General features: G+C 73.6%; 12 protein-coding genes. All 12 read left to right on the top strand.

The window, feature by feature from the left end; translation table 11 throughout:
- Window positions 1-12: 12 nt before the first annotated feature.
- The 12 genes from ACZ7M2_RS47115 (at window position 13) to ACZ7M2_RS47170 (ending at window position 24380) form a co-directional block, all read left to right on the top strand.
- Window positions 13-5385, top strand: coding sequence for a serine hydrolase domain-containing protein (locus ACZ7M2_RS47115; protein ID WP_471600583.1), 5373 nt, complete (start codon window positions 13-15; stop codon window positions 5383-5385).
- An 89-nt stretch (window positions 5386-5474) separates the two neighbouring features.
- Window positions 5475-6449 carry an ornithine carbamoyltransferase gene (locus ACZ7M2_RS47120; RefSeq protein ID WP_471600513.1) on the top strand — a complete coding sequence of 325 codons (975 nt, stop codon included), beginning with the start codon at window positions 5475-5477 and terminating at the stop codon, window positions 6447-6449.
- Window positions 6446-7705, top strand: coding sequence for an MFS transporter (locus ACZ7M2_RS47125; protein WP_471600514.1), 1260 nt, complete (start codon window positions 6446-6448; stop codon window positions 7703-7705). The genes ACZ7M2_RS47120 and ACZ7M2_RS47125 overlap by 4 nt, the downstream gene beginning before the upstream one ends.
- Before the next feature lie 247 nt (window positions 7706-7952).
- Entirely contained in the window at window positions 7953-8315 is a 363-nt protein-coding gene (locus tag ACZ7M2_RS47130) for an ArsR/SmtB family transcription factor (RefSeq protein ID WP_471600515.1), read from the top strand.
- A gap of 14 nt (window positions 8316-8329) precedes the next feature.
- The gene (locus ACZ7M2_RS47135) at window positions 8330-8605 is read left to right on the top strand and encodes a hypothetical protein (protein WP_471600584.1); all 276 of its coding nucleotides are present in this window, start codon (window positions 8330-8332) and stop codon (window positions 8603-8605) included.
- Window positions 8606-8820: 215 nt separating this feature from the next.
- Window positions 8821-11073, top strand: coding sequence for an MMPL family transporter (locus ACZ7M2_RS47140; protein WP_471600516.1), 2253 nt, complete (start codon window positions 8821-8823; stop codon window positions 11071-11073).
- A gap of 38 nt (window positions 11074-11111) precedes the next feature.
- Window positions 11112-11774 (top strand): DUF4097 family beta strand repeat-containing protein, encoded by a 663-nt coding sequence (locus ACZ7M2_RS47145; RefSeq protein ID WP_266627144.1) that lies wholly within the window; start codon window positions 11112-11114, stop codon window positions 11772-11774.
- Window positions 11775-11992: 218 nt separating this feature from the next.
- Window positions 11993-12811 carry a thioesterase II family protein gene (locus ACZ7M2_RS47150; protein ID WP_471600517.1) on the top strand — a complete coding sequence of 273 codons (819 nt, stop codon included), beginning with the start codon at window positions 11993-11995 and terminating at the stop codon, window positions 12809-12811.
- The gene (locus tag ACZ7M2_RS47155) at window positions 12808-16086 is read left to right on the top strand and encodes an amino acid adenylation domain-containing protein (protein ID WP_471600518.1); all 3279 of its coding nucleotides are present in this window, start codon (window positions 12808-12810) and stop codon (window positions 16084-16086) included. The genes ACZ7M2_RS47150 and ACZ7M2_RS47155 overlap by 4 nt, the downstream gene beginning before the upstream one ends.
- A 1-nt stretch (window position 16087) precedes the next feature.
- Window positions 16088-22090, top strand: a complete 6003-nt coding sequence (locus ACZ7M2_RS47160; RefSeq protein ID WP_471600519.1) for an amino acid adenylation domain-containing protein — start codon at window positions 16088-16090, stop codon at window positions 22088-22090.
- A 44-nt stretch (window positions 22091-22134) separates the two neighbouring features.
- Entirely contained in the window at window positions 22135-23823 is a 1689-nt protein-coding gene (gene serA / locus ACZ7M2_RS47165) for a phosphoglycerate dehydrogenase (RefSeq protein WP_471600520.1), read from the top strand.
- Entirely contained in the window at window positions 23820-24380 is a 561-nt protein-coding gene (locus ACZ7M2_RS47170; protein ID WP_471600521.1) for a YbaK/EbsC family protein, read from the top strand. Before serA ends, ACZ7M2_RS47170 begins: the two co-directional genes overlap by 4 nt.
- The last annotated feature ends 26 nt before the right edge of the window (window positions 24381-24406 follow it).

Raw genomic sequence — 24406 nt, forward strand, 5'->3', positions numbered from 1 at the left:
CATGGTGGGCGGCTGGTGGTGGTGCCGCAGGCGGTGACGCGTGCGCCGGAGGAGTTCTTGGATCTGCTGGTCGGGGAGGAGGTGTCGGTTCTTTCTCAGACGCCGACTGCTTTCCGGTCCCTGGTCGCGGCCGCCGCCTCCGGTGACCGCCGGGTCAAGCGGCTGAGCCTGCGCGCGGTGATTTTCGCGGGGGAGAAGCTGGAGGTCTCCGAACTCCAGCCATGGACGGACAGACTGGGCCTCGGTCGCACCTCGCTCGTCAACATGTACGGCATCACCGAGACCACCGTCCACACCACCTACCACCGGCTCACCAAGAGGGACTTCGCACCGGGCGCGGGCAACCCGGTCGGCCGTCCGCTGGCCGACCTGACCGTGCACCTGCTCGACGCCCAGGGCGCCGAGGTGCCCGTCGGCACCGAGGGCGAGATCCATGTGGCGGGTCCGGGTGTGGCGCGGGGTTACCTCGGACGTCCGGACCTGACCGCGGAGCGGTTCGTGCCGAACCCGTTCGGGCCGGCCGGCGGCCGGATGTACCGCAGTGGTGACCTCGCCCGCCGCCGTGAGGACGGCAGCCTCGAGTTCCTGGGCCGTATCGACGACCAGGTCAAGATCCGCGGCTACCGCATCGAACTGGGCGAGATCTCGGCCGCGTTGACGGCGCACGAGGACATCGCCCAGGCCGTCGTGGTCGTCCGCGAGGACACCCCCGGCGACAAGCGACTCGTCGGCTACCTCGTCGCGGCCGGGCAGTTCCTCCCCGACGCGGGCGCCCTGCGCGCACACTTGGCGCGGACCCTGCCCGAGTACATGGTTCCGGCCGCCTTCGTGGCGCTCGACACCCTCCCGCTCACCACCAACGGCAAGCTCGACAAGCGCGCCCTGCCCGCCCCGGAGGAGGGCGGTCAGCTCCGCACGGCCGCCGGGTACGTCGCTCCCCGCACGGCCATCGAGGCCCAGGTCGCCGCGGTGTTCCAGTCGGTGCTCGGCGTCGATAGGGCCGGCGTCCACGACAGCTTCTTCGACCTCGGCGGCGACTCCATCCGGGCCGTACTGCTCGTGGGCACACTGCGGGACGCCGGGTACGAGCTGAGCGTGCGCGAGCTCATGGAGCGGCCGGTCCTCGGCCCGCTCGCCGAGCTGCTCGCGGGGCGCACCGGTGCCGCGCCCGCCGCCGTCCCGGCCCGGGTCGCGCCGTACGCCCAGATATCCACCGCAGACCGTGAGCTGCTGCCCGCCGGTGTGGTGGACGCCTATCCGCTGACGCAGAACCAGCTCGGCATGCAGATCGAGATGCTGTCGGCGCCCGAGCGGCCCGACTACCACCTGGTGACCAGCCTGCGGCTGCGCGACGCACGGCCCTTCGACGCCGCCGCGTTCCAGCGTGCCCTGGACGCCTTGGTGGCCCGGCACGACGTGCTGCGCACCAGCGTCGACCTCGACACCTACAGCGTCCCGCTGCAACTGGTGCACGGCACCGCGGAACTCCGGCTGAAGGTTGTCGACCTGACCGGGCTCGGCGAGGCCGGTGCCAGGGCCGCCATCGAGGCCTACGTCGACGAGCGTGGCCGGACCGCGCTCGATCCGGCCGCCGCGCCCCTGCTGGACGTCACCGTCCACCTGTGCGCCGACGGGAGCCGCCAGCTCACCGCCGTCAACTCCCATGTGATCCTGGACGGCTGGAGCCTGGGCGGGCTGCTCACCGAACTGCTCGCGCTGTACGACGGGGCCTTGGCCGGGAAGCTGCCCGCCCACGAGGCGCCCGCCGTGCGGTTCGCCGACACCGTCGCCGCCGAGGCGCGGGCCCTGGAGTCGGAGGAGGACCGGGCCCACTGGCAGGCCGTCGTCGCCGGGCACGAGCGGTTCGCGCTGCCGGCCGGCTGGGGCGAGACCGACCCGGACGCGTCCGAGGAGATGTACCTCCTCGACGTCGGCTACGCCGACCTGACCGAGGGCCTGGAGCGGCTCGCCGCGCAGGCCCAGGCGCCGATGAAGAGCGTGCTGCTCGCGGCCCATCTCAAGGCGCTCAGCCTGCTCACTCCCGAGGCCGCCTTCCTGACCGGTCTCACCTCGCACGTGCGGCCCGAGGCGGCCGGCGCCGACCGGGTGCACGGCATGTTCCTGAACATCCAGCCCATCGGGTACACCGACGGCGCCCGCACCTGGCGCGACCTCGTCGAGCGGACCCTCGCCGCGGAGCTCGTCGGCTGGCGGCACCGGCACTTCCCGATGCCCGCCATCCAGCGGGAGTTCGGCGACGGCTCCCGGCTGGTCGAGGTGTACTTCAGCTATCAGGACTTCACCTCGGTCGTCGCCGGGCAGCAGGACCTGGGCGCCCGGGTCGACGCGGATGCCAGCACCGGCGCCAGCTCCAACGAGTTCGGCTTCTCCGTCGGCACCGCCCCCGGCCGGCTCCAGCTGCGCTGCGCGCCCCGCGCGGTCGGCCGGGCCCATGGCGAGCGGATCGCCGCCCTCTACCGCCAGGTCCTGGTGGAGATGGCGGGCGGTGCGGACGGCGACGCCCGCTCCGGCTGCCTGCCGCCCGCCGAGACCGGCCGGATCGCGGGCTGGGAGGCGGCTCCCGAGGGGGCGACCGCCGACCGCCCGGTGTACGAGGTGTTCGCCGAGCGGGCCGCCCGCACCCCGGACGCCGTCGCGGTCGCCGGGGACGGATTCTCCCTGACCTACGCCGAGTTGGAGGCGCGCAGCAATCAGATCGCGCACCACCTGCTCGCCCAGGGAGTCGGCACCGAGTCGCTCGTCGGTGTGCTCCTCGACCGGGGCCCGGACCTGCACGCCGCGCTGCTCGGCGTGTGGAAGGCCGGAGCGGCCTACATCCCGCTCGACCCGGCGTTCCCGGCCGCCCGTATCGAGACGATGCTCGACGACGCGGGCGCCACCCTCGCGCTGACCGGCACCGGGTACACCGACCGGTTCGCCGCCGGGGTCACGGTCGTCGACCTGGCGGCCGACGCCGCCGCGATCGCGGCCCGGCCGGCGGCCCCCGCCGGCGTCCCCAGCGAACCGGACCGGCTCGCCTACGTCATCTACACCTCGGGCTCCACCGGCCGCCCCAAGGGGGTCGCGGTCTCCCACCGGGGGCTCGCCAACCATCTGGGCTGGGCGGTCCGCGAACTCGTCGGCGCGGGCACCGGCGGCGGCGCGGTCTTCTCCTCGGTCGCCTTCGACCTGGTCGTCCCCAACCTGTGGGCGCCGCTGCTCACCGGCCGGCCCGTGGTGCTGCTGCCGCAGGACCTCGACCTGTCCGAGCTGGGGGAGCGGCTGCTCGCCCATGGCCCGTACGCCTTCCTCAAGCTCACCCCCGGCCACCTGGAGGTGCTCTCGCACCAGGTGAGCGACGAGCAGGCCCGGGACCTCGCCGGAGTGATCGTGGTCGCGGGCGAGGCGCTCCAGGGCGAACTCGCCTCCCGCTGGACCGAGGTGCTGGGAGCGGGACGGCTCATCAACGAGTACGGGCCGACCGAGGCCTCCGTCGGCACCAGTGTCCTTCCGCTGACGTGGCCTCTCGCCGCCGAGGTGGTGCCGATCGGGCGCCCGCTTCCCGGCATGGTGATGCGCGTCCTGGACGGCGGGATGCGCCGGGTGCCGGCCGGGGCCGTCGGCGAGCTGTACGTCGGCGGCACCGGAGTCGCCCGCGGCTACATCGGCCGCGCCGCCCTGACCGCCGAGACGTTCCTGCCCGACCCATACGGCCCCCCGGGCGCTCGGATCTACCGCACCGGCGACCTGGCGCGCTGGCTGGCCGACGGCACGGTCGAGTTCCTCGGCCGCGCCGACGACCAGGTCAAGATCCGCGGCTACCGGGTGGAGACCGGCGAGATCCAGGCCGTCCTGCTCGGCCACCCGGCGGTCCGCGCGGCTTTCGTCACTGGTCGCGAGCACGCCCCGGGCGATGTGCGGCTCGCCGCGTACGTGGTGCTCGACGAGGCCGTCGAGGCGGGCGCGCTCGCCCGGCACTGCACCGGGAAGCTGCCCGACTACATGGTCCCGGCGACGTTCACGGTCCTCGACTCGATGCCGCTGAACGCCAACGGGAAGGTCGACCGCAAGGCGCTGCCCGACCCCGAAGAGGCCGACAGCGAGGGCGAGTTCGTGGAGCCCGCCACCCCGACCGAGACCGCCCTCGCGGCCATCTGGTCGAGGGTGCTCGGGGTGGAGCGGGTGGGCGCCACCGACAGCTTCTTCGCCCGTGGCGGCCACTCCATTCTGGTCATCCAGGTGGTCGCCGCCGCACGCGAGGCCCAGCTGCCGCTCTCGCTGTTCATGCTCTACCAGCACGAGACGCTGGCGGAGCTGGCGGCGGCCGTCGACGAGGCGGTCGCGGCCGCCGCGCCCAAGCCCGCCCCCGTGCCCGCCCCGGCGAGCCTGCTGCCGGTGCCGGCCGAGGTGTTGGAGCGGTACCGGGTGCCCGGGGTCAGCGTCGCCGTCATCATCGGCGGCGAACTGGTCGCCGCCGAGGCGCACGGCCTCGCCGCGGGTGGGGTCCCGGTCACGCCGGTCACGACGTTCCAGGTCGGTTCGCTCAGCAAGCACGTCACCGCCTTCGGCGCGCTGCGGCTGGTCGGGGACGGGGTGCTCGCCCTCGACGAGGACGTCAACACCTATCTGCGCGGATGGCGCGTGCCGGACGGTGAGGTCCCGGTCACGGTACGGCAGTTGCTCGGCCACCTGGCCGGTCTCACGCCGACCCCGGGCAAGGGCTTCCAGCCCGGCGACGCGGTACCGACCCTGCTCGACCTGCTGCACGGCAGCGGGCCCGCGACGACCGCCCCGGTCGGCCGGGACCTCGAACCCGGCACGGTCTTCCGCAAGGCCAACGTCCATTACTCGGTGCTCCAGCAGGCCATGACGGACGCCACCGGCGAGCCGTTCCACCAGCTGATGCGGACCCTGGTGCTCGACCCGCTCGGCATGCGGGACAGCAGCTTCGACCAGGGCTTCCCTGTCATGCCGGGGCGCGTGGGCAAGGTCGCGCTCGGTCACGACGCCGAGGGCCGGCAGATCGAGGGCGGCCGCCGGATCCGCCCCGACGCGGCTGCCGCCGGCCTCTGGTCCACCGCGCCCGACCTCGCCAAGCTGGCCCTGGAGATCCGCCGTTCGGCGCTCGGCAGGCCGCTCGCGCTGCTGCGTGAGGAGACGGCGGCCGAGCTGCTCACGCCCCACCGGGACACCTTCTACGGTCTGGGCACCGTGGTCGACGCCACCGGCGCCGACACCCAGTTCGGTCACGGCGGCACCCCGACGGGGTACCACGGGGTGTCCGTCACCCGGCTCACCGCGGGCTCCGGACTGGTCGTGCTGACCAACGGGGACGCGGGCGAGCACGTGGTCAAGGCAATCGCCGCCGCCATGGACACCGTCTGACCCCGCCCCTTTCCGGTGGCCGGTCCGGCAGGGCCTCGTTGGTCCGACCCGTCGGACCGGCCGCCATCGACGCACCCCAGGAGCACACCGTGACCCCTCGGCACCTCATCTCCCTCGACGACCTCTCCGACGCTGAACTCCGCGCGATCGTGGCCCGCGGCGCCGACTTCTCCGCCGGCACCGCCGCCCACGGAGCCCCGCTGGCCGGCACCGTCACCGGCGTCTACTTCCGCAAGACCTCCACCCGGACCCGTACCGCCTTCTCGGCCGGGGCGCTGCGGCTCGGCGGCCAGATCCTCTCGTACGGGCCGGACGACCTGCAGCTGAACACCGGCGAGACCACCGAGGACACCGGCCGGGTCTTCTCCCGGATGCTGGACGTGCTGGTCGCACGGACCGCGGGCGACCCCGCCGAGCTGCGCGGCTGGGCCGCACAGCGGCGGATGTCGGTGGTCAACGCGATGAGCGCGGACGAGCACCCCACGCAGGGCCTCACCGATCTCACCACGCTGCTGCGGCGGTTCGGCCGGGTCGACGGGCTGCGGGTGCTGTACCTCGGCGAGGGCAACAACACCGCCGCCGCGCTCGCCCTCGGCCTGAGCCGCTTCAACGGCACCACGCTGGAGCTGCGGACGCCGCAGGGGTACGGGCTGGCCGGGCAGGTACGGCGCCGGGCGGACGAACAGGCCGCGCGGACCGGCTCGTCGGTTGTCGAGCACCACCACATGGACGCCCTCCCGGACGACTTCGACGTCATCTACACCACGCGCTGGCAGACCACCGGCACCGCCAAGGCCGACCCGGACTGGCGCGCCGGCTTCGTGCCGTTCCGGGTCACCGCCGACCTGTGGAAGACCAGCCCGCGCGCGGTCTTCATGCACGACCTGCCCGCGCACCGCGGCGAGGAGGTGGCCGCCGACGTCCTGGACGGGCGCCACAGCATCGCCTTCGACCAGGCGGAGAACAAGATGCACAGCGCGATGGCGGTCCTGGAGTGGTGCCGCCTCGGCACCGTCGGCGGCGTCCCGTGTTCCGAGCCGGTGGCCGTGGGGGCGGGCCGGTGACCCTGCTCGACCAGGCCGAGGTCCCCGAGGAGGCCGAGAAGCCGCCCCCGCTGCGCCGCAACAAGAACTTCCTGCTGCTGTGGTCCGGTGCGGGACTGTCCCAGTTCGGCGTCCGGGCCGCGGTCTCCGCGTACCCGCTGCTGATGCTCTGGTACACGGGCTCGCCCGCCGACGCCGGCCTGGTCGGCTCGGCGGCACTGTTGCCACAGCTGCTCCTGCTGCTGCCGGCCGGCGCGCTGGTGGACCGCTGGGACCGGCGGCGGCTGATGGTGGTGTGCGACGCGGTCGGGCTCGTCTCGATGGGCAGTTTGGCCGCCGCGCTGTGGTTCGGGGCGCTGTCCGTGCCGCACGTGATGGCCGCGGCGTTCCTGGAGGGCGGCGCGGTGATCTTCTACAAGCTCGCCGAGCGGGCCGCCGTACGCCACGTCGTGCACCCCGACCATCTGTCGGCCGCGCTGTCGCAGAACGAGGCGCGCGGCCAGGCCGCCGGGCTGCTCGGGCAGCCGAGCGCGGCGGTCCTCTTCCAGGCGTTCCGCTGGCTGCCGTTCGGGGTGGCAGCGTTCACCCACTTCTTCGCGCTGGTCACGCTGCTGCTCATCCCCAAGTCGTTCCAGGACGAGCGGGACGAGGAGGCCGGACGGTCGGTGCGGGCCGAGATCGGCGAGGGCATCGCCTGGGTGTGGCGACAGCGCTTCATGCGGGCCGCGATCGTCATCGTCGGCGGCAGCAACCTGCTGTTCCAGATCCTCAATCTGGCCCTGGTGCTGATCGTCAAGGAGGGCGGGTACCCGCCTTCGTACATGGCCGTCATCGGGATCGTCGAGGGCGTTGGCGGCGTCCTGGGCGCGCTGACCGCCTCCTGGTTCATGAAGCGGCTGCCGCTGCCCGCGATCCTGATCGGCGCGCTGCTCGGCTGGGCGGGCCTGATCGCCGGGATCGCGCTGACCGGGCAGCCGGTGGTACTCGGCGTGCTGTGCGCGGGCACCAGCTGGGCCGGGGCGCTGCTCAACGTGGCCGCCGGGGTGCACCAGGTCCGGGTGACCCCGGACGAGATGCAGGGCCGCGCGATGAGCGTGTTCGGTCTCGTCGGCTCCGGCATGAACTCCCTGGGAGCCCTTGCCGGCGGGCTGCTGCTGGCTGCGGCGGGCACGTACCGGAGCGTTCTGGGCGTGGCCGCCGCGATGGCCGTCCTCGCCCTCGTGGCCCTGGCCACGCCCGCGGTGCGCAGCATGGGCGCGGAGGAGCGGCAGGGCTGATCCGGCCCGGTCGGCGGGCACCTGGCGGCGTGGGCCGACTCCGGGTGCCCGTCGTCGGCGTACCCGGATATCGAAGGGATATAGAGCCGCACGGAAGGCTCGGAGCACCGGACGCCCCCATGGGTCCGGTGCTCCGCCATGCGGCGCAGCGGGACAACTCCACAGCGTCTGTCTTTCACGTGTAAGAAACTGTTGACAGGTACCTCTGGCACCTGTCATGGTTTTCTTACACATGAAAGAGGTCGCGATGGAAACATTCCTGACCCCGACCGGTGATGAGGTGTTGCAGATGCTGGCAGCGCTCGGGAATCCGCACCGGATGCGGATCGTCGCGGCGCTGTCGGAGGGGCGTAACTACGTCAGTCGGCTCGCCCGCGAGATCGGTATGAGCCGCCCGCTGCTCCATATGCATCTGCAGCGCCTCGAGGCGGCAGGGCTCGTGACCGGAGTACTCGAACTGTCGGAGGGCGGTAAGGCGATGAAGTACTTCGAAGTCACCCCCTTCGTCCTGCATCTGACCCCCGAGACCGTGGCCGCCGCGGCCCGGACCCTGACCGATCAGGACGAGAGCAAGAACGAGACCGCGAGCACCACAAAGGGAGCGAAGTGAACGGGTACGAGACGGTGAAGCTGGCCAGTGATCCGTGGAGCGACGACTCGACGGGCCTCGTGGCGTCGGGCGGCGTCTTCCTGCTGCTGATCGTGATCGTCTGGCAGATCGCCGCCACCTGGCGGGCCCGCATGCTGGCCGCCCGGGAGGACGAGTACCGCCGGCTCACCGCCAAGTACGCCCAACTGCTCGAGGACAACGTGGAGCTTCACCGCCGTACGTCCGAAGAGCTCACGCAGGCGCGTCAGGCCATCGTCTCGATGGAGAAGATGATGCGCGAGATCGAATAGGGCCGAGAGGCCTGGTCCCATCCCCCTGCGTGCCGTGGGCCGCACCACCGAGTTGGCGCTCGGTGGCGCGGCCCGGGCAAGGGAATACACGAAAGTCCCGCACAGCCGATCTTGGTGTCACGGCAAGGCCTAGGAACCGAAGGCCGTGACCCCGGCCGGCGTGCGTCCGCTACCGCACTGCACTCCCCTGCATAGGAGACCATCTCATGCCGAGCATGACACCCCCCACGTCACCGCTGGGGGAAGGGCGCAGGCCGCTGACCGTACGGGTCGCCGGCTGGTCCGCCCGCAATGCCAAGAAGACGATCGGGGGCTGGCTCCTGCTGGTGGTGCTCGCCGTGCTGATCGGCGGTGCGGCCGGGTCCGGCGCGCAGACCTCCGACCCCGGTGAGTCCGGCCGGGCCCAGAAAATCATCCGCGACCAGGACGTCGAGGAGCCCTACCAGGAGTCCGTGCTGGTCGAGGCCAAGAACCGGACCTCCGCGAGGTTCGCCGACGACGTCAAGCTGCAGCGGGCCGCCCGGGACCTGGTCGCCAACCTGAAGGCGACCGGCGCCGCCGCCACCGACGTGGCGTCCCCCCTCGGCGCCGAGGGCGCGGAGCAGATCTCCAAGGACGGCCACTCCGGCCTGGTCGGCTTCACCGTCGCGGGCCCCGAGGAGCAGGTCGACGCGCACTTCGAATCGGTGCTCGCCGCCGTGCAGAAGACCAAGGCCGCCCACCCGGACGTGCGCATCGCCGAGGCCGGCGACCTGTCCCTGCAGACGGCCGTCAACGATGCCGCCGACAAGGACCTCGCCAAGGCGGAGCTGACCTCGCTGCCGCTCACCCTGATCATCCTGCTGGTGGTCTTCGGCGCCCTGGTCGCCGCCGGCATCCCGGTGCTGCTCGCCGTCACCTCGGTGCTCGCCGCCCTCGGCCTGCTCGGCGTCGTGGGCAACTTCATCCCCGCCAACAGCACGGTCTCCTCCGTGGTCCTGCTGATCGGCATGGCGGTCGGCGTCGACTACTCGCTCTTCTACCTGCGCCGCGAACGCGAGGAGCGCGCGGCGGGCAGGTCCGCCATCGAGGCCCTGGAGGCCAGCGCCCGCACCTCCGGCCACGCGGTCGTCGTCTCCGGTATCACCGTGATGCTCTCCGTCGCCGGGCTCTTCATCACCGGCATCGACGTCTTCAACGGCATGGCCGTCGGCACCGTTCTCGTGGTCGGCCTCGCCGTCCTCGGCTCGGTCACCGTACTGCCCGCCACCCTCTCCCTCCTCGGCCGCCGCGTCGACGCGCTGCGCATCCCCCTCCTGGGCCGCCGCCGTACCGCCGCCACCGAGTCCCGTACCTGGACCGCCATCGCCCGCGGCGTGGTGCGCAGGCCGCTGCTGATGGGCGCCGCCGCCGTGGCCCTGCTGCTCGCCCTGGCCGCGCCGGCGCTCCACATGAAGCTCTCCGACCCGGGCCAGACCCGCTCGCTGCCGCGCTCCATCGAGGCCGTCGACGCAGGCGTCCGCATTCAGGAGGCCTTCCCCGGCGGTCCCGCCCCGGCCTCGGTCGTCGTCTGGGGCGAGGGCGCCACCACCGGCAAGGCCGACGCGGCCGTCGCCGAACTGCGCCGCGAGGCCGCCGACAGTCCGGCCCTCGGCGAGCAGATCTCCACCCACAAGGTCGGCGAGGCCCTGGTCATCAAGGTTCCGCTGGCCGGTTCCGGCACCGACAAGGTCTCCACCGACGCGCTCAGGACGCTCCGCGACGACGCCCTGCCGAAGGCCTTCAAGGACACCAAGGGCCTGGAGTACGCCGTCACCGGCTCCATCGCCGGACAGCACGACTTCGCCTCCGCGCTCAGCGGCCGCGCCCCCTGGGTCTTCGCCTTCGTCCTGGTCCTCGCGCTGGTCGTGCTGACCCTCGCCTTCCGCGCGCCGGTCGTCGCCCTCGTCTCCATCGCGCTCAACCTGCTCTCCATCGGGGCGGCCTACGGCCTGGTCGTCCTCGGCTTCCAGAACGGCGGCCTGGGCGGTCTGCTCGGCTTCGACTCCTACGGCGGAATCGTCAGCTGGCTCCCGCTCTTCATGTTCGTGATCCTGTTCGGCCTGAGCATGGACTACCACGTCTTCATCCTCAGCCGGGTCCGCGAGCTGTGGCAGCGCGGCGACAGCGCCAAGGACGCGGTGGTCAGCGGGGTCGGCTCCAGCGCCGGCGTCGTCACCAGCGCCGCGGTCGTGATGATCTCCGTCTTCGCGCTCTTCGCCACGATGTCCGGCATCGAGTACAAGATGCTCGGCGTCGGCATGGCCGCCGCGATCGCCATCGACGCGACCATCGTCCGCGGCCTGCTCCTCCCTGCCGCGCTGACCCTCCTCGGCGACCGTGCCTGGGGCAAGCGCCCGCAGGCCGCCACCCCGGCGCCCGTCTCCGCCACCGGCGAACTCGCCGCGCCCGAGGCGGAGTCCGCCGACCTCGCCACGTCCCGCCGATAAGCCGACCACCCGCACGGAAGATGAGAAGGTAGATCCTCGTGAGCATTGACAGCAGGAGCCTCAAGAAGTTCGTCGTGTGCGCGGTGACCGTGGCGGCCGCGGCGGTCGTCACCACCGGCTGCCAGGAGTCGGACGGCCTCGGCAAGTCCGCCTCCAGCTCCAGCCAGTCGTACGACGTGACCGACAAGGTCACCGGGGTGAGCGTCGACAACAACGGTGGGAACATCGAGATCGTGGCCGGCACCGGCAGCGCGATCAAGGTGACCGAGCGGTTGGAGTACAGCGACAGCAAGCCGAAGACCGAGCACTCCGTCTCCGGTGGCGCACTGGCCCTCAAGGGCGGCGACTGCGGCGGCTCCGCCTCCAAGTGCTCCGTGGACTACCGCATCGAGGTGCCGGCCGGCGTCCAGGTCGACGCCAGCACCGGCGGCGGCGACATCACCGGCACCGGCCTCGGCGGCACCGTCGTCGCCAAGACCGGCGGCGGCAACGTCGACGTGGCCTTCGGCACGGCACCCGCCAGCGTCAACGCCGACAGCGAGGGCGGCAACGTGACGGTCAAACTCCCCAAGGGCTCGTACGCCGTCGACGCCTCCACCGACGGCGGCAACAAGAAGGTCGACGTGCCGGTCAACGACGGCTCGGCCAACAAGGTCAAGGCGCACAGCGCGGGCGGCGACGTCACCGTCCAGTCCGCCTAGCCAGGTCCTGCCGGGAACCGGCAGTTCACGAGACTCCTGGAGGGCCGTCTCCGTACGGGGCCTTCACGTCCCCCGTCATGGTCGCGTAACGGAAAAATATAGGCACTCCCGGCAGAGTGAAGCCCCGGACGGATAGCCGTCCGGGGCTTCACCGTTGGCGCGGTGCATCTCGCCGCCTCCACCGAACCACCGCTGACGAGCAGGGAGTTGCCGCGCTCATGACTGTTGTCCAGGCCGCCACCGGCACCGACTGGTTGCGGGTGTTCGCCGTCCGGCCGGCCGCCAGGCTGCGGCTGTTCTGTTTCCCGCACGCGGGCGGCGCGGCCAGCACCTTTCGCGAGCTGGCCCGGCTCGCTCCGCCGGACATCGAGCTGGTGGCCGTTCAGTACCCGGGCCGCCAGGACCGCTACGGCGAACCGCTCGCCGAGACCCTCGAAGAGCTCGCCGCAGGTGTCACCGAGGCCATCAGACCGCGCCTGGACAAGCCCGCCGCGTTCTTCGGCCACAGCATGGGCGGCACCGTCGCGTTCGAGACCGCGCGCCGGCTGCGCGCCACCCACCCGGGTGCCCCCACCCGGCTGTTCGTCTCCGCCCGCAAGGCCCCGCACGTCGACATCAGCCGCGCCGTGAGCTTCAGCGGCGACGCCGATGCCATGGAGTACGTACGCGCCCTCGGCGGCGCCGGGGCCGCCCTGCTCGACAACCCCGAGCTGCGCGAGCTGACGCTGCCCGTGCTGCGCGGTGACTTCCGTCTCATCGAGAAGTACCGCTTCACCGCGGGCGCCCCGCTGACCTGCCCGGTCACCGTCGTCACCGGCGACAGCGACCGCTCCTGCACACCGGACGACGCCGCCCAGTGGGCGCGGCACACCGTGGCCGGACACGAGGTGCACACCCTGCCCGGCGGCCACTTCTACCTGGAGACGGCGGGTGAGCAACTGATGCGGCTGCTCACCGACCGGCTCGCCGCCCAACTGCCCGGGACCGTCCGCGCGACGACCGTGACCGCACCCGCCGACAGGGGGACCCGCCCGTGAACCGCCACCCGTCCGACCCGCCCGCTCCCGCCCTGCGGCGGCTGCCGCTGTCGGTGCCGCAGACCGGAGTCTGGTTCGCGCACGGCCTCGACCGCACCGGCTTCGCCTACAACATCGCCGAGTACTTCGACATCGCGGGCGCGCTCGACCCGAAGCTGATGGAGACCGCCTGGCACCGGCTCCTCACGGACGCCGAGACGCTGCGGGTCCGCCGCGTCGTCGAGGACCCCGACGGGAGCCTCTGGCAGCTCGTCGACGACGGGCCGCTGCCCGGGCTCCCGTACTTCGACCTGCGCACCGAACCGGAGGCGTTCGACGCCGCCCGGGCGTGGATCGACGACGACATGGAGCGCCCGATCGACCTGGCCGAGGGCCACCTCAGCACGTTCGCGCTGTTCCGCGTCGCCGACGACCGCTTCCTCTACTACCAGCGCGTCCACCACATCCTCATCGACGGCTTCGGGGGCTCGCTGATCTCCCGCAAGGTCGCCGACGCCTACACGGAGCTGGCGGGCACCACCGCCGTCGAGGGCGGCCTCGAACCGTTCGCCCCGCTCGCCGAGACCCTCGCCGAGGACGCCGCGTACCGCGCGGGCGAACAGGCCGGTGCCGACCGGGAGTACTGGACCGGGCGGCTCGTCGGGATGCCCTCACCCGCGCTGCTCAGCGACCACCTCTCCGGCGGCCCCGGCGCCGCGGCGGCCCCGCCCGCCGTGCGGATCCGCCGCACCAGCAGGCTGCCGCAGGAGTACGCCGACCGCCTCGCCGTGGCCGCGCGCGGCTGCCGTACCCGCTGGCCGCTGTTCGCCGTCGCCGCCACCGCCGCGTTCCTGCACCGCGTCACCGGACAGCGCGAGGTCGTCGTCGGCCTCCCGGTCACGGGCCGCGCCACCCCCGCGATCCGCCGCACTCCGCTGCTCGCCTCCAACGTGCTGCCGCTGCGCATCGAGGTCGCCCCGGGCGACTCCATGCGTGAGCTGATGCCCCGGGTCACCCGGGAGGCGCGCGGCGCGCTCAAGCACCAGCGGGCCCGCTACGAGGACCTCCGCCGCGACCTGGGCCTGACCGGCAGCGACCACAGCCTGATGGGCCCGGTCGTCAACATCATGGCGTTCGACTACGAGCTGAGGTTCGCGGGCTGTCGCGCCGACATCCACAACCTGGGCCTCGGCCCGGTCGACGACCTGTCCGTCGCCCTCTACGACCGGGGCGACGGCACCGGCCTGCGCATCGACTTCGACGGCAACCCCGAGCGCTACACCGACGCCGACCTCGCCGCCTGCCAGGAGTGGTTCCTGCACTTCCTGGAGGAGGTCACCGAGACACCCGACCGCTCCTTCGCCACGGTCGACCTGCTGCCGGCCGACTCCCTGGCCCAGCTCCTCGACGGCTGGAACGACACCGCGTACCCGGTGCCGGACGACAGTCTCGCCGCCCTCTTCGAGCGGCAGGCCGCCCGCACCCCCGACGCGGTCGCGATCGCCGCGGGCGAGCGGGAGATCACCTACCGGGAGCTCAACTCCCGTGCCAACGCCCTCGCCCGCCGCCTCACCGCGCTGGGCGCCGGCGCGGAGACCCCCGTCGCGATGCTCCTGGAACGCTCGCCGGACGTCGTCGTGGCGACCCTCGCCGTCGTCAAGTCCGGCGCCGCGTACGTGCCGCTGCACGCCGGGTACCCGCCGGAGCGGATGGGCTGGGTGCTCCAGGACACCGGTGCCCCGGTCCTGATCACCGACCGGGACGACGCGGCCCTCGGCTTCGCCGCCGGCGTCACCGTCCTGCGGGTCGCCGGCACCCCCGCCCACGCCGCCGATGCCGACGCCGATCCCGGCAATCTGGAAATCCCCGTCGACAGCGCCCAGTTGGCGTACGTCATCTACACCTCCGGCTCGACGGGCGTGCCCAAGGGTGTCGCCGTCGCGCACCGCGACGTGGCCGCGTTCGCCGCCGACCGGCGCTGGCGGGGCGGCGCCCACGAGCGCCTGCTCATGCACTCCCCGCACGCCTTCGACGCCTCCACCTACGAGATCTGGGTGCCGCTGCTCTCCGGCGGCCGGATCGTCGTCGCTCCGCCGGCCGGGCTCGACGCGCCGGGGCTGCGAGAGCTCGCCGCCCGCCACGGCCTCACCGGGGTCTTCCTGACCACCGCCCTGTTCAACCTGATCGCGGGGGAGGACCCGGCCGCCTTCGCGCCCCTGCGCACCGTCCTGACCGGTGGCGAGGCCGCCACCCCCGCCGCCATGCGCCGGGTCCGCGAGGCGTGCCCCGAGCTCGCGCTCGCCCATGTCTACGGGCCGACCGAGACCACCACCTACGCCACCCACTTCCCGCTCGACACCGTCGACGACGTGCCGCCGATCGGTGCCGCCCTCGACAACATGCGGGCGTACGTCCTGGACGGCGGCCTGCGCCCGGTCCCGGCCGGGGTCGCGGGCGAGCTGTACCTGGCGGGCGCGGGCCTGGCGCGCGGCTATGTGCGCCGCCCGGGTCTGACCGCCGAGCGGTTCGTCGCCGACCCGTTCGGGGCGCCCGGCTCGCGCATGTACCGCACCGGTGACCTGGTGCGCTGGCGCGCCGACGGCGTACTCGTGTACGTGGGCCGCACCGACCACCAGGTGAAGGTGCGCGGCTTCCGCATCGAGCTCGGCGAGATCGAGGCCGCCCTGATGGCGCTCGACGGCGTGGCCCAGACGATCGTCCTCGTCCGCGAGGACCGCCCCGGCGCCCGCCGCCTGGTGGCGTACGTCGTCGGCGAGGACCTCCGGCCGGAGCGGCTGACCGCCGAACTCTCGGGCGAGCTACCTGAGTTCATGGTGCCCGCGGCGATCGTGGCGCTCGACGAGCTGCCGCTGACGCCGAACGGCAAGGTCGACCGCGCGGCGCTGCCCGCCCCCGAGGCCCCCACCGCAGGAGGCGGCCGGGGCCCGGCCGACGCCCGTGAGGAGGTCCTCGCGGCCGCCTTCCAGCAGGTCCTCGGCGTCGCCGGGGCCGGCGTCGAGGACTCCTTCTTCGACCTGGGCGGCGACTCCATCATGGCGATGCAGGTGGTGGCCCGGGTCCGCGAGGCCGGCTTGGTGATCAGCGCCCGCGACGTTTTCCGGCTGCGCACGGCCGCCGCGATCGCCGAGTCCGCACAGCCGGCGCCGGCTGCCCCGGTCCTCTCCGACGAGCCGCTCATCGAGCTGGACGACGACGAACTGGCCGTACTGGAAGCCGGGTTCGCCGACGAGCTCGGCCTGGCTGACGCCGACCTGGTCGTGGAAGCGGGGCACTGACATGACACCGACGACACAGAACACGGCACCGAACACGGCACCGAACACGGCACCGAACACGGCACCGGACACGACACGGGAGACGCCACGCGGGCCGGTCCCGGCCGTCGAGGCATCAAGATCCGCGCCCGCCGCGCGCCCCACCCGCACCCTTCCCGAGGGCATCGAGGAGCTGCTGCCGCTCTCCCCGCTCCAGGAGGGTTTCCTGCTCCACGCCGCCGACGCGCGGGCCGCGGGCGCCGTGGACGCGTACGCCACTCAGATCCGGATCGACCTGCAGGGTGCGCTCGACCGGGCCGCGCTCCGCTCGGCCGCCGAGCGGCTGATCGCCCGGCACACCGCGCTGCGCGCCGCCTTCCGGCACGCGGGGCTCAAGCGTCCGGTCCAACTGGTGCACCGGCATGTGCCCCTCGCTTGGGAGGAGTTCGACCTCGACGGACTCGGCGAGGACGAGCGCGAGGACGAGGCCGCCCGGCTCGCCGCGGCCCAGCGCACCCGGGGCTTCGACCTGTCGCGTCCGCCGCTGCTGCGGTTCGCGCTGCTCGGGCTCGACGCCGGGCGGCACCGGCTGGTGCTGACCGCCCACCACATCCTGTGGGACGGCTGGTCGGTGCCGCTGCTGCTGACCGAGCTGTTCACGCTGTACGCCGACGGCCCGGACGCGGCACTGCCCCCGGCCGTCCCGTACCGCTCCTTCCTCGCCTGGCAGCGTGCCCAGGACCGGCCGGGCGCCGAGAAGGCCTGGGCGGCCGCGCTCGACGGGCTCGCCGAACCCACCCTGTACGCCCCGCACGCGGCCGACCTGCCGCCCGCCCCGCAGGACGAGGTCAGGGCGCGGCTCCCCGCCGCGGTCGCCGACCGGCTCGCCGAGCACGGCCGCCCGCACGGCGTCACCGCCAACACGGTGGTCCAGTTCGCCTGGGGCCTGCTGCTCGGCCGGCTCACCGGCCGCGACGACATCGTCCTCGGCGGCACGGTCTCCGGCCGTCCGGCGCAGCTCGCGGGAGCGGAACGGATGGTGGGGATGCTCCTCAACACCGTCCCGGTCCGGATCCGGCTCCATGAGGACGAGCCCGCCCTGACCGCACTCGCCCGGCTCCAGGCCGAACAGGCCGAACTGCTCGACCACCACCACCTCGGCCTCGTGAGCGTCCAGCGGGCCGCCGGGCACGGCACCCTCTTCGACACCACCACCGTCTTCCAGAACTTCCCGCTCGACCACACGGCCCTCGACGGTCTGCTCTCGCGCGGCGGGCTCCGCCTCACCGGTTACGGCATCGCTGACGCCACGCACTACCCGCTGCGGCTCGCCGTCACCCCCGGCGACGGGCTCGACCTCCGCCTCGGCCACCGCACCGACGTCGTCGGCGCCGCCGAGGCGACGACCCTGCTCGACCGGCTCATCCGTGTCCTGGAGGCCATCGCCGCCGAGCCCACCCGCCCGGTCGGCGCCATCGACGTACTGTCCGAGGAGGAGCGGCACCGGCTGCTCACCACCTGGAACGCCACCGAGGGTCCGCGGCCCACCGCCACGCTCATCGAGCGCTTCGAGGCGCAGGCCGACCGCACGCCCGACGCCACCGCCGTCGTCTTCGGCGACACCTCGCTCACCTACCGCGAACTCGACGTCCGGGCCAACCGGCTGGCCCGGCTGCTGATCGCCGACGGGGCGGGCCCCGACCGGCTCGTCGCGGTCGCCGTGCGGCGCTCCCTCGAACTGGTCGTCGCCCTGTACGCCGTGCTGAAGGCGGGCGCCGCCTATCTGCCCGTCGATCCGGACTACCCGGCGGGCCGCATCGCCCAGCTCCTCGAGGACGGCGCCCCGGTCGCCGTGCTCAGCACCACCGGCACGGCCGTCCGGCTGCCCGCCACCGACGTCCCGGTCCGCCACCTCGACACCCTCGACCTGTCGGGGCTGCCCCGGACCCGGCCCGCCGCACACGGCCACCCGGCCGCGTCCCTCGACGACACGGCGTACACGATCTTCACCTCGGGCTCGACCGGCCGCCCCAAGGGCGTCGCGGTGCCGCACCGGGGCATCGTCAACCGGCTCAGCTGGATGCAGGAGCGCTACCGGCTCACCGCCCGGGACCGGGTGCTCCAGAAGACCCCGGCGGGCTTCGACGTCTCCGTGTGGGAGTTCTTCTGGCCGCTGCTCGAAGGCGCCACCCTCGTCGTCGCGCCACCGGACGCCCACCAGGACGCCGAGCAGCTCGCCGAGCTGATCGTCCGGCAGCGGGTCACCACCGTGCACTTCGTGCCGTCGATGCTCGCCGCGTTCCTGCGCGAACCCGCCGCCGCGCGCTGCACCGGCCTGCTGCGCGTGGTGTGCAGCGGCGAGGCGCTCCCGCTCGACCAGCAGCTCCGCTTCCACGAGGTGCTGCCGGACGTCGGGCTGCACAACCTGTACGGGCCGACCGAGGCCTCCGTCGACGTCACCTCCTGGGAGTGCCGCCCCGAGCCGGACGCCCGCTCGGTGCCGATCGGCGCGCCGATCACCAACACCCAGGTGTACGTCCTGGACGGCGGCCTGCGCCCGGTCCCGGCCGGGGTCGCAGGCGAGCTGTATCTGGCGGGCACCGGCCTCGCGCGCGGCTACGCGGGCCGCCCGGGCCTGACCGCCGAGCGATTCGTGGCCAACCCGTTCGGGGCGCCCGGCTCACGCATGTACCGCACAGGTGACCTGGTGCGCTGGCGCGCCGACGGAGTACTGGACTACGTGGGCCGCACCGACCACCAGGTGAAGGTGCGCGGCCTGCGCATCGAGCTCGGCGAGATCGAGAACGCCCTGACCGCCTGCGAGCACGTCGCCCAGGCGGTCGTGGTCGTCCGCGAGGACCGGCCCGGCGCGCGGCGCATCGTCGCGTACGTCGTGGCCACCGGCTTCGACGAGGAAGCAGTACGCGGCGAACTGGCCGCGGTCCTCCCGGAGTTCATGGTGCCCTCGGCGATCGTCGTGCTCGACGAGCTGCCGCTGACGCCGAACGGGAAGGCTGACCGCAAGGCACTGCCCGCCCCCGAGACGCCGACCGGCGGAGGGCGCAGCGCCGCGGGCGACCGCGAGAGGGTCTTCACCGCCGCCTTCGCCGAGCTGCTCGGCCTCGCCGAGATCGGCGCCGACGACTCGTTCTTCGACCTGGGCGGCGACTCCATCATGGCGATGCAGGTCGTTTCCCGGGCCCGCGAGGCCGGACTGGTCGTCACGGCCCGCGAGGTCTTCCGGCTGCGCACCGCCGCCGCGCTCGCCGAAGCCGCGCGGGACGCCGCCGCGGAGCCGGCAGCCGAAGCCCCGGACGCCGGCCTCGGCTCGGCCCCGCTGAGCCCCCTCGGCCAAGAACTCCTCGCCGGGGACGGCGAGATCGACGGATTCCATCAGGCCGTCCTGGTGGAGCTGCCCGCCGGACTCGACGACCGTACCCTCACCGCTGCCCTGCAGGCCGTGGCCGACCGGCACGACCTGTTGCGCGCCACTCTGGTGCGCGGCGACGGTGAGCCGCACTTCGCGATCCCCGCCCCGGGCGCCCCGGGCGCCACTCCGATCCGCCTGGCCCGCGCCGAGCTTCCGGACCAGGGCGCGCCGGAGCGTACGGCCGCCGTCACCGCCGCCGCCGAGGCGGCCCGTGCCGGGCTCGCCCCCGAGCGCGGCGTGATGCTGTGCGCCGTACGCCTGATCACCCCCGACGGCGAAGCGGACCAACTCCTGCTCTGCGCACACCACCTGGTGATCGACGGGGTGTCCTGGCGGATCGTCCTGCCGGATCTGGCCGCCGCCGCGGCCGCCCTCACCGAGGGCCGCCCGGTTGCCCTCGCCCCGGTCCCGGTCTCCTACCGGACATGGGCCCGCGCCCGGGCGGCCGAGGACGCCTGGACCGTGGAGAGCCCCCACGAGGCGCCGCTCGGCGCGCGCGCCGTGGACCCCGGGCGGGACACCTTCGCCGCCGCCCGGCACACCCGGCTCGTCGTCCCGGCCGACCTCGCCGATGACCTGCTCGGCGCGGTGCCGGCCGCCTTCCACGGCCGCCCCGACGATCTCCTGGTCACCGCGCTCGCCCGGGCCGTCGACGCCTGGCGGGTCAAGCGGGGCGGCCCCTCGGGGTCCGTGGCCGTCGACATCGAGGGGCACGGCCGGGACTCCGGTGACGCCCGCGACCTGTCCCGCACGGTCGGCTGGTTCACCGAGGTCCGCCCGGCCCTGCTCACCCCCGCGGGCGCCGACCTGCCCGGCGCGGTCAAGCGGGTCAAGGAACAACTGCGCGCACACCCTGCGGACGCCCGACCGCCGCGAGCCCAGATCCTGTTCAACTACCTCGGCAGGATCGGCGACGACCCCGCGACCACCGGCGGCGGCTGGCGGATCTTGCCGTCCGCGGCGCTGCCGCACGGAGCCGACCCCGGCATGCCCACGCCGTACGCCCTCGAAGTGCACGTGTTGGCCCAGGAGACCCCCTCCGGCCCCGAACTGCACGCCGTGTGGACCACTCCCGGGGAGCTCTTCACCCCCGAGGAGACCGCCGAACTCACCCACCTGTGGCTCGCCGAACTGGACGCCCTCGCCCTCCTCGCCGGCCGGCCGGGCGCGGGCGGGCGCACCCCGTCCGACCTGCCGCTGGTCAGGCTCACTCAGGACGACATCGAGCAGTTGGAGGCCACCGCCCCGAGCCCCGCCGACATCCTGCCCCTCACCCCGCTCCAGGAGGGCTTCCTCTTCCACGCCGCCGAGGCGGGGGAGGGGCTCGACGTCTACACCACGCAGGTACGCCTCGACCTGGAAGGCCCGCTCGACGCGGCCGCGCTGCTGCGGGCCGGGGAGCGCCTGGTCGCCCGGCACACCGCACTGCGGGCCGGCTTCCACCACGAGGGCCTGACCGTTCCGGCCCAGGTGGTCCACCGCGAAGTGGCCTTGCCCTGGGCCGAGGTGGACCTCGGCGCGCTCCCCGAGCGGGACCGGGCCGCCGAGGCCGCGTCGGTGGCCGCCCGTGAGCGGGCCCGTCGCTTCGACCTCACCCGGCCACCGCTGTTCCGGCTCGTACTGCTGCGGCTCGGCGCCGAACGGCACCAGCTGATCATCACCGGGCACCACATCGCCTGGGACGGCTGGTCGACGCCGGTCCTCGTGGAGGAGCTGTTCACCCTGTGGGCGCGCGGCAGCGCCGAAGCCCTGCCCCGGCCCGTCCCGCACGCGGCTCACCTGGAATGGCTCGCCGGACAGGACACCGCCGCCGCCGAGGCCGCCTGGGCGGCACACCTCGGCGGACTCGAGGGCCCGCTGCTCGTCGCCCCCGAGGCGGCCGACCGCGACCCCGTCCCGCAGGAGACCGTCATCGAGGAGCTCCCCGCCGAGTTGCTCGGCCGCCTCACCGACGAGGCGCGGCGGCACGGGCTCACCCTCAACACCCTGCTCCAGGGCGCCTGGGCGCTGGTCCTGGCCCGCGTCACCGGACGCGACGACGTCGTGTTCGGCACCACCGTCTCCGGGCGTCCCTCCGAACTCGCGGGCATGGAACGCATGGTGGGCCTCTTCGTCAACACCCTGCCCGTACGGCTCCGGGTGCCCGGCGGGGCGAGCCTCCTCGACGTGTTCGCCCGCCTCCAGAGCGAACAGGCCGAACTCATCGACCACCACCACCTGGGGCTCGGCCGCATCCAGCAACTCGCCCACACCGGCCAGCTGTTCGACACCACCACCATGCTCGTCAACTACCCGCTCGACCTCGACGCCCTCTCCGGCGGCCTCGCGAGCCCCAGGCTCACCGGCATCGGGGTCGACGACGCCACGCACTATCCGCTGCGCCTGGTCGCCGTCCCAGGGCCCGGCGGCGCACTCACCATGCGCCTCGGCCACCGCCCCGACACCCATGGGGCCGACGAGGCGGCGAAGTTCCTCGGCCGCACCACGAAGGTACTGCGGGCCTTCGCCGACGACCCGGCGACGCCCCTGCACCGCATCGACCTGATGGACGAGGCGGAGCGCGCCCAACTGCTCGTCCAGTGGGGCGGCTACTAGATCATCCCGGGCCCGCCAGGCCCCCAGAGGGGTGGCTGCCCCCTATGCCCGAGCACGTCAGCAGACAGCACTCACCGAGAGGCCAGACCGTGATCCGTCACCGTGCCAACGTGCGCTCCCCGCGCCCCGTCGTCCTGCTCGCCGAAGAGCTCTCCCCGGCCACCGTGGAGGCGCTCGGCCGGGACGTCGACATCCGCCGTGTCGACGGCGCCGACCGTGCGGCTCTGCTGCCCGCGCTCGCCGAGGCCGACGCCGTCCTCGTGCGCAGCGCCACCCGGATGGACCGGGAGGCGATCGCCGCCGCGCCCCGCCTCAAGGTCATCGCCCGGGCCGGCGTCGGTCTCGACAACGTCGACATCCCGGCCGCCACCGAGGCCGGCGTCCTCGTCGCCAACGCCCCGACGTCCAACATCACCAGCGCCGCGGAAATGGCCGTCGGCCTGCTGCTGGCCGTCGCCCGCAACATCCCGCAGGCCGACGCGGCCCTGAAGACCGGCGCCTGGCAGCGCAGCCGGTGGTCCGGCGTCGAGCTGGCCGGCAAGGTCCTCGGCGTCGTCGGCCTCGGCCGCATCGGCACCCTCGTCGCTCAGCGGATGGCCGCCTTCGGGATGGACGTGGCGGCGTACGACCCCTACGTGACCGCCGCGGGCGCGGCCGCCGTCGGTGTGCGGCTGCTCTCGCTCGACGAGCTGCTTGCCCAGGCCGACTTCCTCACCGTCCACCTGCCGCGCACCCCGGAGACCACCGGCCTGATCGGCTTCGAGGCGTTGCGCAAGGTCAAGCCCACCGTGCGCATCGTCAACGCCGCGCGCGGCGGCATCGTCGACGAGAACGAGCTGTACGCCGCGCTCAAGGAGGGCCGCGTCGCGGGCGCCGGACTCGACGTGTACGCCGCCGAACCGTGCACCGAATCGCCGCTGTTCGACCTCGACAACGTCGTCGTGACCCCGCACCTGGGTGCCTCCACCGACGAGGCGCAGGAGAAGGCGGGCATCGCCGCCGCCCACTCGGTGCGGCTCGCGCTGGCCGGCGATCACGTGCCGGACGGGGTGAACGTGCAGGGCGGCCCGGTCCCCGACGCGGTACGCCCGTGGCTGCCGCTGACCGAGCGGCTCGGCCAGGTCTTCACCCGGGCCGTGGGCGGCGTCCCCGCCCAGCTGGAGATCCAGCTGCACGGCGAGATCGCCGAGCTGGACGCCGGCGTGCTCGAACTCGGGGCGCTCAAGGGCCTGCTGGAGACCGTTGCCGGGGGCGCGGTCAGTCATGTGAACGCCCCGCTGGTCGCCCTGGAGCGCGGCCTGACCTCGCGGCTCACCACCCACCAGGGGGGCGGGAGCCACCGCTCCACCGTCACCCTGCGCGGCATCTTTCCCGACGGCCGGGTCGTCACCGTGAGCGGCACCCTGGCCGGTGTCCGCCTCCAGGAGAAGCTCGTCGAGGTGCTCGGCCACGAGCTGGAGCTGCCGCTCTCCGGTGACCTCGCCTTCCTGCGCTACCCGGACCGGCCGGGCGCGGTCGGCCTGATCGGCTGCGAGTTCGCCGACGAGGGCGTGAACATCGCGGCCATGCAGGTCGCCAGGGACGCCGCAGGCACCACCGCCCTGGCCGGCCTCGTCGTGGACTCGCCCGTACCGCCCACCGCGCTCGGCCGCGCCGCCGCCTCCGTCGGCGCCGACCAGAGCTGGACCGTGCCGGCGGCCACCGCCCGAACCGGCCGGACGGGCCGCGCATGAGCACCGAAGTCCTGCGTGCCGAGGTCCCGCGTATCGGGGCCTCCCGCGCCGAGGTCCCGCGCACCGACACCTCGCGTCGCCTGCTCTCCCTGCTGAACGACGCCCACGTCCCGTACCGGCTGATCCGGCACGCCCCCGAGGGCCGCACCGACCGCGCCTCGAAGCTGCGTGGCCACCCCCTGGAACAGGCTGCCAAGTGCCTGGTGGTGAGGGTGGGCACGGGCCGCCGAAGACGCCGCTACGTGCTGGCGGTGGTACCCGGCGACCGCCGCGTCGACATGGCCTGCGTCCAGGAGCTGTTCGGGGGTACCGACACCGCCTTCGCGTCCCGCGAGATCGCCGAGAGGCTCTCGGGCTGCGTCAGCGGTTCGATCGTGCCGTTCAGCTTCCACCCGGAGCTGGAGCTGGTGGTCGACCCGGACCTGCTCGCCGGGGAGGAGATCTTCTTCAACGCGGCTCGCCTCGACCTGTCCCTGGCGCTCGGCGTCGAGCCGTACCGGGCGCTCGCCCGCCCGCGCGTCGCCCGCGTCGCGACCCCCGCCCCGATGCCGGCCTGAGCCGCCCCGCCGAGCTCCTGTCCCGT

It is taken from the genome of Streptomyces sp. NPDC111507 (assembly GCF_055638955.1).